This window comes from Aeromonas sp. 61P (assembly GCF_051919545.1).
GTDB lineage: Bacteria > Pseudomonadota > Gammaproteobacteria > Enterobacterales > Aeromonadaceae > Aeromonas > Aeromonas veronii.
Map to the genome: position 1 here is coordinate 1443518 of NZ_JBQBEL010000001.1, position 15223 is coordinate 1458740.

Consider the following 15223-nt stretch of genomic DNA (forward strand, 5'->3'; position numbering starts at 1 on the left):
AAACTATAACAAGCAATAATTTACAAGACAGACGAGGTTGAACTTGACGAAATCACTCACATTGTCCGATGTACTCGGATTAGGGTTTATGACCTTCGCCTTCTATCTGGGCGCCGGTAACATCATTTTCCCGCCGTTGGCCGGTTACATGGCTGGTGAGCACCTCTCCCTGGCGATGTTTGGCTTCCTGGTTACTGCCGTGGGCCTGCCTCTGGTGACCATTCTGGCCGTGGCGAAAGCCGGTAACGGCTGGGCTGGCATGACCAAGCTGCTGCCTGCCGGTGTCGCGACTGCGCTAGCTGTTGCCATCTATATCATCATAGGCCCGGCCTTTGCCGCGCCCCGTACCGGTCTGGTTGCATACGAGATGGGCCTCAAGCCGTTCATCGGTGACATGGGTCAGGTTGGTCTTGCTGCCTATACCGTGATCTTCTTTGGTGTGGCCATTCTGGTCTCCATGAACCAGGGCAAGCTGATGGACGCCATCGGCAAATACCTGACTCCGGTACTGATGCTGCTGCTGCTGACTCTGGCGATCGGGGTATTTGTTGCGCCGCAAGGCTCCATGCCTGATGCGTCCGGTGACTATCAGAACAGCCCCTTCGTCAAAGGGATCCTGGAAGGCTACAACACCATGGACACCCTGGCGTCCCTGATGTTTGGCGCCCTGATCGTCGATCTGCTGCGCCAGAAAGGCATCAACGATTACAAGAGCCAGTTCAAGTATCTGGCCATTGCCGGCCTCATCTCTGCCGTTGGTCTGAGCGTGGTGTACGTATCCCTGTTCCAGCTGGGCAACACTGCCGCCGGTGTGGCGACCGATGTCAGCAACGGTGGCGCCATCGTCAACGCCTACGTACTGAGCCTGTTTGGTCAGCCGGGTCAGTTCATTCTGGCGGCCATCATCACTCTGGCTTGCTTCACCACTGCCGTGGGCCTGATCTCTGCCTGTTCCGATTTCTTCCACAATCTGACCGGCATGGCTTACAAGAAGCTGGTGGTGTTGCTGGGCGTTATCTGTGCCGTGGTGGCCAACGTGGGCCTGAGCCAGTTGATCAGCCTCTCCATTCCGGTGCTGGTTGCCATCTATCCGGTTGCCGTGGCGCTGGTGCTGGTCACCTTCCTGAAGGGTTACTTCGGCCGTCCCCGTCTGGTGTTCCGTGGCGTGTTGATGGTTGCCTTCCTGTTCGGTTGCCTGGATGGTCTGGGTGCTGCCGGTATGAAGATGGATGCGTTTGCCTTCCTGCCGCTGTTCGACAAGGGCCTCGCCTGGCTGATGCCGACCCTGCTGGCCTGCGTAGTTGGCGTGATGGTGCGTCCGACCGAGATGGCTGCCGAAGCTGCCTGATCACACCCGATCTGATATTGCCAAGAGCCTGCCCCGTGCAGGCTCTTTTGTTTTCTGTGAGCCTCGCTTCTCGCCTCGCTTTGCTGCTGTAATTGTCACCGTATGCAGATAGCATCTGAGCAGCCGAATTTGGCCGCTATAACCCGTTCCCCCCTTCTTGCCTCCCATACGCCACGTGTGACACCTGTTTATGGAGCACCGAGTTGTTCGGCGATTAATTCCGCAGCGGTAAATTGTTTCAAGATATTAATTGGTGATTGAGATCGAACTCCTCTTCTTTATGCTAAAGGTGGTGCGCCTCATCCGGTCCGCGGGCCGTGTGGGGGCTAGAGGTATTGTTACCGGTTATCTGCCAGGCAGTGGGTGCAATCAATAACAAGCTGAGAAGGCAGATGAGGTTGAGTTTGACGAAATCATTGAAGTTGTCCGACGTATTCGGATTGGGGTTTATGACGTTTGCCTTCTATCTGGGGGCAGGCAATATCATTTTTCCGCCGCTGGCCGGTTTTATGGCCGGTGAGCATCTGCTGGCCGCCATGTGCGGCTTTTTGCTAACGGCAGTGGGCTTGCCGCTGATCACCCTGATTGCGGTGGCCAAGGGGAGTTCGGGGGGCGGCGCGAGTGGCTGGACCGGAATGACCCGCTATCTGCCCGCCGGGGCTGCGACGGCGCTGGCCATCGCCATCTATATCATCATGGGGCCCGCCTTTGCCATTCCCCGCACCGGTCTGGTCGCCTACGAGATGGGACTCAAGCCCTGGCTCGGCGATGCCGGTCATGAGGGGCTGCTGATCTACACCCTGAGCTTCTTTGCGCTGGTGATCCTGGTGGCGCTCGATCGGGGCAAGCTGCTCGATGCGGTCGGCAAGTACCTGACTCCCGCCCTGATGGCGATGCTGCTTATTCTGGCGGTCGGGGTCTTTATGACGCCGCAGGGCACCATGCCAGATGCCAGCGGTGAGTACATAGATGCAGCCCTGACCAAAGGAATGCTGGAGGGGTACAACACCATGGACACCCTTGCCTCCCTGATGTTTGGAGCCCTGATCATCGGGTTGCTGCGCCAGAAGGGGATCGAGGATTATCGCAGCCAGTTCAAATATCTGACCATCGCAGGCTTGATCTCGGCAGTTGGGCTGTCGGCGGTGTATGTCTCGCTCTTTCAGCTGGGCAACAGCGCCGGTGGGGTCGCAAGTGATATCAGCAACGGCGGCGCCATCGTTAATGCCTACGTCCTGAGTCTGTTTGGTCAACCGGGTCAGTTTATTCTGGCTGCCATCATCACCCTGGCCTGTTTTACCAGTGCGGTCGGCCTGCTCTGTGCCGGTGCCGACTACTTCCATGGCCTGACTGGCTGGGCCTATCGCAACTGGGTGATGCTGCTGGGGGCGCTCTGTGCAGTGGTGGCTAATGTGGGGCTGAGCGAGCTGATTGGCCTCTCCATCCCGGTGCTGGTGGCCATCTATCCGGTTGCCATCGCGCTGGTGCTGGTGACCTTCCTCAAGGGATGGTTTGCCCAGCCACGGCTGGTGTTTCGCGGTGTGCTGACGGTCGCCTTTCTGTTTGGTTGCCTCGATGGGCTGGGCGCTGCCGGTATGGCGATGGACGGCTTTGCCTTCCTGCCGCTGTTCGACAAGGGACTTGCCTGGCTGCTGCCGACTCTGTTGGCCTGCATTATCGGCATCTTGATGCGACCAAGCGGTAAGCTGGCTGCCGAAGCGGCTTGATTCTGGAACAACGAGATAGCAAAGAGGCCAGCATCTGCTGGCCTCTTCTGTTTCTGCCGGATCCGTTACCGGATCAGATTTGCGGGCCTGCCGGCTTGGGTTTGCCATCCAGACCATACCAGTGGGTTTCTACCCGTCCGGCATGCCACTCGAAGGTGCCCCAGGGCTGCTTGGCTTCCCAGCGCGGGAAGTTGATGAGCACCCGGTTATCTTCGTACTTGTAGAGGGAGGTGCTGATCTGAATGTCCGACAGGATCAACAGCAGGGCCCAGCAGATGAAAATCCATTTCAATGCTTTCCACATAGGGTTACTCGAAGCAGATTTCGATAGTGGCGCGACCGAAATCCGATTCGAACGGCATCATGATCTTGGTGCCATCGGCACGGTGGGTAATGGTGTGGTTGGGACCGGAGACGATGATGGGGGTCGCCATGTCAAACTCGTAGCCCTTCTCGCCCAGCATCCGCTTGGCACCGCCGGTCACCATGTTGGTGATTTCACCGACCATGTCGGTCACCTCTTCGTTGATGTTGGCGGGAGCTTCCCCCAGCATGCGGCGCATGATCTCCAGCGCCAGCCCCTTCTCGAAGCTGATTGAGAGGGAGCCACGGGTCTGCGGGCCGACCATGCCAATCAGGCCGGAGACGTCGCCGCGCGCCAGCTCATCCATCTTGCGTTTCGGTTTGCCCGGTTTGAGTTCCAGCTGTGCCATGGTCGAGAGCACATTGAGCAGGGATAGCAGGAACGGATTTACAAAATCAGCCTTCATGATGACTTCCTACAGTGGGCGTACAACGGGCACATTGGCCATGTGCCTCTATCGTCTTATTGGTAATAGTAAAACCATGCAAGTGGGCCTGCTCGGAAAACGCGCTATCGATCGCCGTATCGTGAAGCTCGACCACATCCCCGCACTCGTCGCAGATCAGCAACTGCATCGGGTGAGCGTGATCGAAGTGGCAGCAGAAGATAAACGCGTTGAGAGATTCCACCTTGTGAGCAAAGCCCTGTTCGAGCAAAAAATCGAGTGCCCGATAGACGGTTGGCGGCTTGGCATTGGCTTCGGTTTGTTGCAGCTGGGCCAACAAATCATAGGCGCTGATGGCGTTGCCGTGTGCCGCCAGCAGGCGAAATACCTGACGTCGGGTCGGGGTGAAGCGGATCCCTCGCTGTATACAGAGTCGTTCGGCTCGTTGTAAAAGTTGGTCTTGATTCATGATCGCGCAGATACCCTTTCTATTAGCCGGATACTATCACAGGGCCTCGCATGGCGCGGCGACAAAATTCATTTTCTGGGGCTGCTTCACGTTGTGATAAAATCCGCCCCTTTCTTTAGCCAACCCGGATGATTTTTATGCAGGCGCAGCGTTTTTCCATCGCCCCCATGCTGGATTGGTGAGATTTTCTCTCTAGCCCTTATCTGGCGTGGCCTTCATTTTCCATGGGGCAGATATGGGGCAGGTGGTTGCCAAAACGGCTTTACTCAGGGGTTTTCTCAAGCCTTTCAGCTCTTCTTGTCTACTCTGAGAATATGTCCCAACAACTTTGTTCGTTAAATACAAAAGTCAGCATCATCAACAGGTTATGTTGATTTCGGTGACCATTTGATTATACCCACTCCAGATCTTAAGAGCGAATAAGAGGGAACATGGGTAGGAGCATCGTCATACGGTTCTGCCTATATGCCTTCCTTGAGCTGTTTGCTGTGCTAGCAGGAGCGCCTACCACCTGACCCAGACCACTGACAAAGACAAAAAATGAAAAAAGCCCGCGATTCGCGGGCTTGCCCTTCCAGAAGATTATCTTCGAGCCTCCATCTTCGTGATCGCAGTTAGCCTGCGCACTTCTTTCTCTCTCTGCTGATCTATATAGCTGGCCAGGTCAGTCAGGTGCACCAGATAGTCACTCTTTTGGCTGGTTCTGAACGTCGGGATGGGTAACATCCCGGCATTTGCACGCTGTCTGGCTGTTTGATATGACAGACCAAAATAGTCACTACAGATGTCTTTAAGCGGCACGACAGGTTTCTCGTATTGCGCCAAGAGCATAAAAACGGTTTGCATGCTGTCACCTCACAACAGAGCCGGTGGAACTGGGAAAACCGGGAAATCCATTAATCCACCTCCAGCTCGGCCAGAGCTTTTTTGATTCGCTCAGGCCAGATTGCAAAAAACCGGGCCGACTTTTTTTCTTGTACCACTTTGAGAGTCAGTCGCTCTTCCTCATTGAATTGCAGCCAATCTCTTTTGACTAGTCGCAGCATCTGTGAGCGATATTGTGGACGTAAATTCAATGCCTGTTTCAACACATCAGTTTTGACTAGCCATTGCGGCTCTCCCTGATACGTTCGGCTGTAACCAACGCTCGACTTCAGCCGACCTTCCAGGGGTCTTATATACGGACCCCAGCCCTGTATGGCTGCTTTCAGCATACAGAACAGCCGATAATCCTCAGTGTCCAGACCATGACCGCGGTTCTTTAGCCATAGGCTGAAGCAATGGTTAATAGCATTCACTGAATGATGCTCGAGCCAGGGCAACAGGTTGAAATGGTTGGCCATGATCAGCGCAACTTGGACTATGGCAAAATGCCTGATTACACGCATTACTTGGGGGCTGACGGAATAGTCTAGGGTGACCTCCGCGTCCTCTTTCATCAGTTCGCTGTGATAATTGAGTAGACCTGTAACTTTTCTTGCTAGCTCCGCCTCTTCATAGCTGACCAATCGGTCTACCCATGCCGGGAACAAGGTACCGTAGTAGTTTTTACAGCGTCGCTTTAACTCGTCTGACAGCAGATCTCCCCGTTTGAAGCCGTGGAGTGTATCAAACATGCCATACTGACCTGTTATCGGGATTTCAATCACTCGGCTCAGCTGTCCTGCCAATGGTTCTTTACCTAGTTGTGCCAAGTGTTCAGCCAGCGTTACCTCCCCGTTTGACAGGGCAATGGTTCGCCAAGATTCGCCTATGGCTAACTGCCCCGTTTCGTTGGATCTCAGCTTGGGTCTACCATTACAAATTGAGTAGACAGCTACATCCGCATCTTCAGGTTTGGCCTGAGATAATTCATCCAGAAAAAGCGGGACGTCGTGGTGTAGTGCCGCGGCTGCAGCCAGGCCATTGGCTGTGCTCAACCAGGTTCGCATGAGTGACTCATCGCCTAAGACCGAAGTCGCTACCTTCATTGCTGTGGATTTACCAGAGCCCGAGTCGCCATAGAGATGGAAGATCACGTTTTCGACGCCTGAGCTACTGAGCAGAGGCGCACTCAGAGCGACTCCACAGCAAAAAATCAGCAGTGGATTACCAATACAGACTTTGCCAATCTCTTCCTGCCACTGTTCCAGCGTGCCAGATGACCTCAGCTCCACATCCAGTCCCTTGCGCAGAAGATGTACTTTTGCATTACCCCTGGGGGCAATCCAGCCAGGACTGACAAAGCCCTCTGCATGCCAACCGGTTCGTTCCACACAGGTTGCTGGTTCTGCACGCTGTAGCTCATTGAGCAGGTAACGTTGAAGGCGTTGCCAGGCTTGAGGGCTTGGCTCCAGTTGATAGCCAGAATCGATCAACATCTCCCGAACCAACCTGCTATTATCACCCTGAAGATGCCTAATTAAGACGATGTCTTGCAAGTGAACACCGTCCAGGTTTTTCCACTCAAGTAAAACGCCGTAGCTACGTTTTTGATCCGAAGAGCGGGTTCGAGCGAGGACCTTGATGTGTCCTCCGATTTTTACCCAGCGTTCCGACTCTTGGACTTCCAGTGCATCCGGCAGTAATCGAAATTCCATAAGCACCTCCCTCAAATGTTATTTAGATACCGCTGAATGTCTGACAGCTTGAATCTAATTGAACGTCCGGTGGGGCCTAATCTGATGGGGGCAGGCAAGATTCCTGATTTTACAAGGCGCCGTACTGTCGACTGTGAAAGGGAAGTCAGTTCAGTGACCTCAGCCATCGTTAGCAATGTTCTATTTTGTGTTTCAGCCATACATCCTCCTGGTTTTTCATGTGTTGGCAGGAGCATTCTGAATGTTGTATGTAGAAAACTTCGTCGCTGGAAGTGCCTTTTTCGGGTAAAGCGAAAAAATAATTTTTCCTATAAAAACAATCGGTTATGACATGAGCTTGCTTGATATAGACTATTCCCCCATCTCTTGGCTATTACCGTATTATTTTTTGATTCGCTAATTTGTCAGAAATTTCACATGTGAAATTTTTTGCGTCGACTTAGCTTGTAGCTCTAGGTGAAATCACGGACGGCACAATAGTTAAAAAAATCCCCGAGCGATGCCCGGGGACCGATATATAAGAGACAGTCCTAAGGGGAAATCCAGTCAGGCTGCTCTCCTTCAACTGACCGACGCATTACCAAAAAGGTGAGCCAACGTACTCCCCGGTCTGTATGTCATAGCCATTGGAAACAAGCCGGATCGGGCTTTTTTTTCTGGCTACATTGCCCGTAGCCTCGTTCTTTGGTGCAGCGAGCAAGCCATAGAACATCCCTCCAATAAGAGCTCCCTGCCAGGCAAACAAGGCCATCAGCCCCCAGAAGGCAAGGCCCACCCAGTAGTTCTTGTGGAGCAGATCCAGCACGGGTTTGAGCCAGTAAACAACTGGGATGGCTAAAACGGCATAACCACAGCCAGTGACCTCAAGCATTGCCCAGCCAAGGACGACAACAGTCATCAAAAATATATTAATTAAATCTTTCACGGTGACCTCCCTTAATATTTCACATCCATATTATCGCGATTTCATAAAATGCAACCTTAAGAAGGCTATGATTAAATCATTAATGAGTGAAGGCATAGGGTAATGTTCATTAGTAGAGTCGGCAACATTCGCCATCAGAGCTAAAAAGTTTCACGTATGAAATTATCTGAGCCGTCATGGCTGCTGCCTAAAGAGAGAGCATATTTATTGAGTACTACAGCATTTGAAAACGAACAAAAAGCCGCACGGAGGCGGCCAGTGGTGCGATGTTTTATCAGAATGGGTAGACAAAGAGCTCTGGTTTCCCTTGTTCAAGCAGGTAGGGAAATACGATCTTGTCGCTATTATTTATTTTGACTTGTTGAGGAGCTAGGTACAGGAAGGCCCAAACTGGTAGCTTCTCACTGATCTTGCTGTATACGGCTTGTTCTGGTGCGTGGCTAGCCGCTCCATTCGTAACATTAATAAAATTAAAATCCGTGTCATGGCCGGAAGTGAATGCATAAGCATCCCCTTGAGCTCCAGTAATAAAGGCTGGTGCCTTGTCTTGATTCGGCTCTACGATTCGTACCTTAATAGAGCACATGTCCGAGACCTTGCTTTTACCGTTGGTCCAAGTCGGACAATCCCATTCGTTGCTGTAAAAATGATATGTCAGGTTGCCATCTTTTTCGTACAGCAGGTCGAATTGAACACCCAGATCGGTTAACGATGACTCGATAGAAAGTTTCACATGAGAAATCAATTTGGTCTGAGCATCGGCTGACGATGCCGCCTTAATTACAGGCATCCAAGCTATCAAGCTATTCCGGGCACCATGCTGCTTGGGGCCAAACGCCCAATTAGCCATGTTGACTACCCCACCTTGCCAGTTTGATAGGCCTCCCACACTGGGAGCGATATAGCCGGACATCACATAAGCTGCACCAAAGGTTTTGGTATCTGTCATGCGTTCCAACTGATCACTTGGTACAGCAGCATCCTTAATTCCAGTAATCAAACCACCAGCCTCGGCAATATTGTAGGCGCGACTGTGCTCTGTCTTGTACCGGTAGCTATTTGGTGTCATGGCACAACCAGAGGCCAACCCCAGCCCGGTTGCAACGATTATGGTGGTTAGTTTTTTCATCATTGTTATGTCTCGTGTGGAGCTTGTCATAGGGTGGCATGAATCCTATAAAAAGCAACGAAATGCATCTATCTGATTGAAATTATTAAATATATGTACATAGCGAACATTTTTACTGTTGCTGGATAGAACGCCTAAGCTGGGTTGCAACATTAATGACCTAGGGTGTTGTAGCAGCCCACAGTGAGCTACATAGGAGCTTTGATTTGGATGTTCTACTGGTTTTTTCGATCCGCATCTTTCACCTGTGAAATTTTAAGTTTCTCTCTGTAGAGATATGCAGCAGCTACCGCAACGCCTAGAAGGAAAAGGAATAGAGTGACCAAAATTACGATGCTGTTCATAAAACGCCCTCCAAATGGTATGGAAAACTATGCATCACGCGGTCAGGTTGATCAATAAGTTATTGATTTTTATGTAACTTTGTCTTTTCAGAACAAAGTTCAGTTGCAGGGTTTTACAAAAACGCGCTCGTCCGCCTAACTCAGTGTTAGGGGCCGCCAGTTGACTAGCTTTATATTATTTTTCATATAGATAGCCCCAGGGTGCATTCCGATACCATCGTAGCCGATAGCTCATTAATCCCTCCCTGAGGCTGTACGGGAAACTACCTTCAGGAACAGCGGCCGTTTTTGTAATTCGTTTGCGCTAAGAGCCGAGTCATGACAGAACGCCCATCTCATCGAGGTGCTGGATCAGTGTTCCTAGTAGACGTTGGCTGCTGCGAGAAAGCCGACGCAACTGCATCAACTGATCATTGAGTTGGCGTATCAGGGCAAAGCCTTCCTCTGTGGCCAAAATGACTGGTTTTTCCCAGTCATGTGCAGGTGTAAATGTCGCTTTGTAATACGAAAACTGACCATTGCGCGGCAGGTAATGGCTAAGAACCTTGTGCTTCCCCGATCCTTTTGGCTGTTCAATGAATTGGTTGTAGTACCAGTGGCATTCCAGCTTGAATTGACGAACTCGTGCCCTGCAACCGAAATGGCCCGGATAACCGGGGGTCTGCCTGGTTCTGTGTGCTCGATTGTGTTGCCAAAAATGGTCGCAGAGTCGATTCGCTAAAAACTCGTAGCGCCTCTGCTCAATCTCCGCCATGTCATGGATGGCGATGAGGAACTCCCCGCACTGCTGTAGTGCCATACGGGTGGCGTTATCCCGATCTGCTTGAGTCGTCTGTTTGCGACTGATTATTCGCCATGCCTCCGCCATGCGGGAAATGTTCTGTTGTGTCATACATCCTCCTGATCTTGGTTATGACACCACAGATGTTAAACATGAGGCTGCAAAAACCTACGCTCTGTATCTGCCCTTTTGGGGCGTTCTGAGAGATATTGCAGGTCCCAAGATGATTACTCCCGCTCCAAAGACCTATCCAATTCCTTTCCAATAGCTTATCTGATGTGGGACCCATCAATAACGAACAATCAAGCGCTGCAACATGGTGCAAGGACCTTGGAAAAGTCGTTCCACCAATGATGTGGGACCTGCCTGTAATGTGGTAGATCGCTGTGCTGTTCGTGGGTGAGCACGCCACCGCTCATGATGATCGGCAACTACCGACCACAGCGCTCATTGGTGCTGTCATCAACTGACCTTAGGGTAGCAAAGTACAGCAGTCGTTCCTGGTGTTAGGCCACAGGTGCGAGATCGGCCAATCCAGACGTTCGCGTGTCAGCTGTTCGAGGGCTGCTATGCGACGGGTACACTCCGTTGAGGAAAGTCGCAAGTTAAGTATTCCCCCTAGCTAGTATCTACAAATTCCAGCACCATGGGGATGCTCTTATGTGACCATAAAAAATCGAGCTAGTAGATAGCAAAACACTAGCCAAGAACTAATGACCTAGAGGTCCCGTCTGGTATGGCGACACAACAAATTCAATTGAAAACCGTTCATGAGCTACGCACCTTCCATGTAGATGAACGGCCGCAACGCTTCTTCATCCCTGCCTACCAGAGAGGATACCGCTGGACCTCACTCCAGATAACCCAACTGTTGGATGACTTCCGCGAGTTCACCCAACGACCTAATCCTCAGCCTCAGGAGTTCTACTGCCTACAGCCCTTAGTAATCAAGGCTCGGCCACAAGGGGACTGGGAGGTAGTCGATGGCCAGCAACGCCTGACTACACTGTTGTTGATCCTCCGTCATTTCAACGAACGATTGGCAGAGCGCTTCCGCCAACCAGTCTACCAGCTGGATTATGAAACTCGCCCCAAGCTGGCGGACTTTCTAGACGAACCATCGCCGGCACTAGCGGATACTAACGCTGACTATTTTCATCTCTATCTGGCCATGCAGACAATAGAGAGCTGGTTCGCCCAGCACGAAAGCGAGGTGGAAGCGATCAAGGCTGTGATACTAAACCAGGTCAAGCTTATCTGGTTCGAGTTGGCCGAAGGGGACCATCCAGTCGAGGCCTTCACCCGGCTGAATGTAGGTAAAATACCGCTAACATCAGACGAACTGATCCGCGCGCTGTTTCTGCGCCGAAGCACCGGCGCCGGGGCAGATCCCACAAGCGCTCAGTTACGCATCGCCTACGAATGGGATGTGCTGGAAAAAGCTCTCCAAAACGATGCTTTTTGGTACTTCATAAGCAACAAGCCTGCTCCCGCCCAGAACCGCATCGGCCTATTGTTTGAACTGGTAGCGCAACAAGACGGTTTACCGCAGGCATGGCAACACGACGCCTATGCCGTTTTCCATCACGTCAATGGGCGGCTCAAGGCATCAGGTGCCAGCGTTACGGACGAGTGGGGACGCATTAAGTCCAGCTTTCTGCAGTTAGAAGAATGGTTTGAGGACCGCATGCTCTTCCATATGGTGGGTTATCTGGTTCATCAAAGCGTCGGTATCAACAGCATTCGCCAACTGGCGCAAGGCACAACCAAGAGCGGTTTCGAGCTGACTTTGCGTCGCGAGATCTTCAAACGCGTGACAGGATATGAGCTGTCTGTTCCTGTGCTCGAGGCGGTTGTACGGGAACGACTGCTAACACATATGGATGGACTCAGCTATGGACGTAAGGTTAGCCACGTACGCATCCGTGCATGGCTTCTGCTGTTCAACCTCGCCACCTTATTGCAAGACGAGCGCTCCAACCTGCGTTTCCAGTTCGACAGTTTCAAGACCCAGTGCTGGGATATCGAGCACATTCGTTCCGTTAGCGACGACAGGCCTGGCCGTCCTGATACGCAAAAGACCTGGCTGGAACACTGCCTTAGATTTCTCGCTGCGCAAGGCACAGCCAATGTTTTATGCGAAGAGATTGATACCTACTTAGCTGACCAAGCTCTCTCTAAGACTCCGGAAGTGTTTGACGATCTGTATGACAGAGTGCTGGAGTTTTTTGCCGAAGCTAAGGAGTGGGAGGAAGAGCATGGCTTGGGCAACCTGACTCTGCTTGACGAGCATACCAACCGCAGCTATGGCAATGCCGTATTTGCGTTAAAGCGTCAACGACTGCTGTCGCTGGATCAGGCCGGCATCTTCGTGCCGCTGTGCACCCGCAACATCTTCCTTAAGTGCTACAGCCCACAGGTGGGCAACACTCTGTTTTGGACCGAACAGGACAGAGAAGCATACGAAACAGTCATGTTGGATACACTCACCCGCTTTTTCTGCGGTAGCAGGAGAGGAATGCAATGAACTTAGGTCAACAAATCAGCTACATTCAACTGCTGCAGCGGCACACACACATCCAGATTCCGATTATCCAGCGTGACTACGCCCAAGGCCGACCTGATGAGCAAGAGGTTCGTGATTCCTTCCTTGCCGCACTGGAAGATGCCTTGCTCAAACCTGCGCATGACGCCAGTCTGCCGCTGAATTTAGACTTCATCTATGGCAGTGTTGAAGCATGCCATGGAAAGACACACTTCCTTCCTTTGGACGGACAGCAGCGTTTAACCACTCTGTTTCTACTTCACTGGTATCTCGCATGGCACGATGACGCTTGGGAAGTGTTCACAGCACTATTCGTGGCAGACGGCAAATCCCGTTTCTGCTACGGAGTGCGCCCCAGTAGCAATGATTTTTTTGACCAGTTGGTGGCGTATCGTCCAACCGAAGTAGTGGACGAAGTAGATTCGCTTGCTGTCACATTGTGCGATCAACCTTGGTTTTTCCGAAGCTGGCTGCGCGATCCAACTATCCAGTCTGTCCTAGGCATGATGAATGCCATCCATAAGCGTTTTGCAACGCATTCGAGCTTATTCGCCAGACTGATAGACGAAGTTCGTCCAGCAGTCACCTTTCAACTCTTGGGCCTGCATGACTTCGGCCTATCGGATGACCTTTACATCAAGATGAATGCCCGGGGAAAGCCTCTCACTGCTTTCGAAAACTTCAAGGCTCGTTATGAGCAGTTGCTGAAAACCCAGCTCGTAAATCGCAGGTTTAATATCAGTGACCAATCATTCCCCGTCCATGAATACGTAGCCATCCAACTGGACACACAATGGGGGGACTTGTTCTGGCAATTCAGAGACAAAGTCAGCAATCTATTTGATCAGACTTTCCTACGCTTGTTTCGGGCTGTGGCTTTGGTGACGCGAGACTCAGGGAGAGAAGCATTCAACAACGATACCGAGCGGTTACGCAATGTGCATCAATCACTCTCATTCCATGACTACTATCGCCAGGATTGGCTGGATGAACATTTCTCTACGTCGCTCATTTATTTGCTGAATGCGTTACACGCCGAAGGAGGCAGATTATGCACGGGATTGCTAAACGGTCAGTCCTTCAATGAGTCAGCCATCTTGGGAAAAATTCTTAATCCTAACAACATTTCACTCAGCTACAGTGAGGCGGTGCAGTTCGCGGCCTATGTGGGCTATCTCCATAAACATGAGGGCAAGCCAGAGCCAGAGGCATTCGATCACTGGATGAGGGTCATCAAGAACCTATCCGTGAACACCACTTATAACCGGATAGATGACTTCCGGCGTAGCGTTGAAAGTGTGAATGTACTGTTGATGCATGCGGACCACATTCGGGAGCATCTAGCAAATCCGGACAACTCCGTAGAGGGCTTCAGTAGAGTTCAAATCGGCGAGGAGCGTATCAAGTGCGCGTTGATGCTGGCCCATGAAGGGTGGAAGCCTCTGATCCAAGTAGCAGAATCGCATGGGTACTTCGCCGGACAAATTGACTTCCTTTTAGAGTTCTCAATGGTGACAAACAAGTTCAAAATAGCAGCTCCCAGTGACTGGGCTGCTGAGCAGCACCGAGAGCTCCAGCATGCTTTTGAACACTACTGGAGCTGGGCTCGTGTCACCTTCTCGAATATGGGCTTAAAAGAATTGGGGTCGCATTATTGGCAGAGAGCTCTTTTGAGTCTTGGTGATTGCTTATTGCAAAGGGGAAGAAATAAATCCTTTTTAGTGGATCGCTCAGATGATGAAGTCAGCTGGAAGCGATTCCTACGCATGGTGGGAAAGCGCGATCTGCTGAAAAAACTATGGGACCAAATGGACCCCGCCATTGACTTATCCAATCAACTGGAGCGTGTCATCTCCAGTGTGTCCGAGTGTGAAAGTTGGCGACGATTGATCGTCGGTACACCGGAGGTCATGGCGTTTTGTGAAGCTAAAGCTATTCGCTTTGAATCTAGCGAGAAGGTTTACATACTAAAACGTAGACAACTTAATGGTGAACATGCCGAGCTGCTCACATTCTGCCTCTATCATAGACTTAGGGCAAAATCGCAAACTCTTAACAATTTACATATAACCTATGTGACTGCAGTTGGTACTGCCTCCAGTCCTTATATCAAACTGACTTGCCTCCTGGCTGATGGATGGCCTGAATTCAACATCGTCGCAGATCAGAGCCAATTCTGCATAAGAACAACATTACCGACCAAGGAAATTGAGCCACAGATTAGCGCAATGCTTAGAGATATTTTTCACCACCAAGAACATGGTCACTATCAAATAGTGTTGAATAGCTATGACGTCGGACATGTATTAGAGCAACTAAATAATCACATCTCAACGGCGTCTGAATTGTCTCAAGTTAACTAGATACTCTGTGAGTGGCTGCCTGTTGTGGTCACAAGGCTGCGCTGGCTAGGCTCGCTAAATCGTTATATTGAAGTAGTTAGTCAACCCAGCAGGAGGACTGCAGTTACGGTCAGTTCCTAGCAGGTTGCTGCCGACGGATCACATAGCATGCCGGCAACATAGCGGCAGCGCCGTGTTATATCGATCTGAAAGGTGTGAGCAAGCCCACAGGATTACGCAGCTCATCAAGCCTGTGCCAAGTCAGCCGCCCAGCACTTTGCAGAT

General features: G+C 51.4%; 13 protein-coding genes. 4 read left to right on the forward strand and 9 right to left on the reverse strand.

Going from position 1 to position 15223, the window contains the following annotated elements:
- The first annotated feature begins 43 nt into the window (after nt 1-43).
- Together brnQ (ACTG2O_RS07060) and brnQ (ACTG2O_RS07065) are read left to right on the forward strand one after the other, a co-directional pair.
- Entirely contained in the window at nt 44-1348 is a 1305-nt protein-coding gene (gene brnQ / locus ACTG2O_RS07060; RefSeq protein ID WP_040067130.1) for a branched-chain amino acid transport system II carrier protein, read from the forward strand.
- Between the two features lie 449 nt (nt 1349-1797).
- The gene (gene brnQ, locus ACTG2O_RS07065) at nt 1798-3075 is read left to right on the forward strand and encodes a branched-chain amino acid transport system II carrier protein (protein WP_439976649.1); all 1278 of its coding nucleotides are present in this window, start codon (nt 1798-1800) and stop codon (nt 3073-3075) included.
- 73 nt (nt 3076-3148) lie between these two features.
- Here the strand turns inward: brnQ (ACTG2O_RS07065) and ACTG2O_RS07070 are convergent, their stop codons facing one another.
- From ACTG2O_RS07070 to mobI, 9 genes are all read right to left on the reverse strand, one after another.
- Nucleotides 3149-3379 (reverse strand): hypothetical protein, encoded by a 231-nt coding sequence (locus tag ACTG2O_RS07070; protein WP_026034968.1) that lies wholly within the window; start codon nt 3377-3379, stop codon nt 3149-3151.
- Between the two features lie 4 nt (nt 3380-3383).
- Nucleotides 3384-3845 (reverse strand): chemotaxis protein CheX, encoded by a 462-nt coding sequence (locus tag ACTG2O_RS07075; RefSeq protein WP_005335807.1) that lies wholly within the window; start codon nt 3843-3845, stop codon nt 3384-3386.
- Nucleotides 3835-4293 carry a zinc uptake transcriptional repressor Zur gene (gene zur, locus ACTG2O_RS07080; protein ID WP_005335805.1) on the reverse strand — a complete coding sequence of 153 codons (459 nt, stop codon included), beginning with the start codon at nt 4291-4293 and terminating at the stop codon, nt 3835-3837. Before zur ends, ACTG2O_RS07075 begins: the two co-directional genes overlap by 11 nt.
- Nucleotides 4294-4875: 582 nt before the next feature.
- A complete protein-coding gene (locus ACTG2O_RS07085; RefSeq protein WP_045523228.1) occupies nt 4876-5139 on the reverse strand; it encodes a pyocin activator PrtN family protein in 264 nt (87 codons plus the stop codon).
- 50 nt (nt 5140-5189) lie between these two features.
- The gene (locus tag ACTG2O_RS07090; protein WP_275057420.1) at nt 5190-6872 is read right to left on the reverse strand and encodes a DUF927 domain-containing protein; all 1683 of its coding nucleotides are present in this window, start codon (nt 6870-6872) and stop codon (nt 5190-5192) included.
- Between the two features lie 11 nt (nt 6873-6883).
- On the reverse strand, nt 6884-7108 hold the full coding sequence (locus tag ACTG2O_RS07095) for a helix-turn-helix transcriptional regulator (protein ID WP_139394201.1): 225 nt from the start codon (nt 7106-7108) through the stop codon (nt 6884-6886).
- Between the two features lie 341 nt (nt 7109-7449).
- Nucleotides 7450-7797 (reverse strand): hypothetical protein, encoded by a 348-nt coding sequence (locus ACTG2O_RS07100; protein WP_045523225.1) that lies wholly within the window; start codon nt 7795-7797, stop codon nt 7450-7452.
- A gap of 274 nt (nt 7798-8071) precedes the next feature.
- Nucleotides 8072-8929 (reverse strand): hypothetical protein, encoded by an 858-nt coding sequence (locus ACTG2O_RS07105; RefSeq protein ID WP_275057424.1) that lies wholly within the window; start codon nt 8927-8929, stop codon nt 8072-8074.
- Between the two features lie 657 nt (nt 8930-9586).
- Nucleotides 9587-10162, reverse strand: coding sequence for a conjugative transfer protein MobI(A/C) (mobI, locus tag ACTG2O_RS07110; RefSeq protein WP_239052880.1), 576 nt, complete (start codon nt 10160-10162; stop codon nt 9587-9589).
- 625 nt (nt 10163-10787) lie between these two features.
- Here mobI and ACTG2O_RS07115 point away from each other — a divergent pair.
- Both ACTG2O_RS07115 and ACTG2O_RS07120 read left to right on the forward strand, forming a co-directional pair.
- A complete protein-coding gene (locus ACTG2O_RS07115) occupies nt 10788-12578 on the forward strand; it encodes a DUF262 domain-containing protein (protein ID WP_275057426.1) in 1791 nt (596 codons plus the stop codon).
- A complete protein-coding gene (locus ACTG2O_RS07120) occupies nt 12575-14959 on the forward strand; it encodes a DUF262 domain-containing protein (RefSeq protein ID WP_439975524.1) in 2385 nt (794 codons plus the stop codon). The genes ACTG2O_RS07115 and ACTG2O_RS07120 overlap by 4 nt, the downstream gene beginning before the upstream one ends.
- Nucleotides 14960-15223 lie beyond the last annotated feature (264 nt).

What these genes read in the sequence shown, in the direction of transcription:
- ACTG2O_RS07105 (WP_275057424.1), bottom strand. Translation starts at nt 8,929, where the DNA reads ATGATGAAAAAACTAACCACCATAATCGTTGCAACCGGGCTGGGGTTG.
- ACTG2O_RS07085 (WP_045523228.1), bottom strand. Translation starts at nt 5,139, where the DNA reads ATGCAAACCGTTTTTATGCTCTTGGCGCAATACGAGAAACCTGTCGTG.
- brnQ (WP_439976649.1), top strand. Translation starts at nt 1,798, where the DNA reads ATGACGTTTGCCTTCTATCTGGGGGCAGGCAATATCATTTTTCCGCCG.
- mobI (WP_239052880.1), bottom strand. Translation starts at nt 10,162, where the DNA reads ATGACACAACAGAACATTTCCCGCATGGCGGAGGCATGGCGAATAATC.
- ACTG2O_RS07115 (WP_275057426.1), top strand. Translation starts at nt 10,788, where the DNA reads ATGGCGACACAACAAATTCAATTGAAAACCGTTCATGAGCTACGCACC.
- ACTG2O_RS07090 (WP_275057420.1), bottom strand. Translation starts at nt 6,872, where the DNA reads ATGGAATTTCGATTACTGCCGGATGCACTGGAAGTCCAAGAGTCGGAA.
- zur (WP_005335805.1), bottom strand. Translation starts at nt 4,293, where the DNA reads ATGAATCAAGACCAACTTTTACAACGAGCCGAACGACTCTGTATACAG.
- ACTG2O_RS07095 (WP_139394201.1), bottom strand. Translation starts at nt 7,108, where the DNA reads ATGCTCCTGCCAACACATGAAAAACCAGGAGGATGTATGGCTGAAACA.
- ACTG2O_RS07120 (WP_439975524.1), top strand. Translation starts at nt 12,575, where the DNA reads ATGAACTTAGGTCAACAAATCAGCTACATTCAACTGCTGCAGCGGCAC.
- ACTG2O_RS07075 (WP_005335807.1), bottom strand. Translation starts at nt 3,845, where the DNA reads ATGAAGGCTGATTTTGTAAATCCGTTCCTGCTATCCCTGCTCAATGTG.
- ACTG2O_RS07070 (WP_026034968.1), bottom strand. Translation starts at nt 3,379, where the DNA reads ATGTGGAAAGCATTGAAATGGATTTTCATCTGCTGGGCCCTGCTGTTG.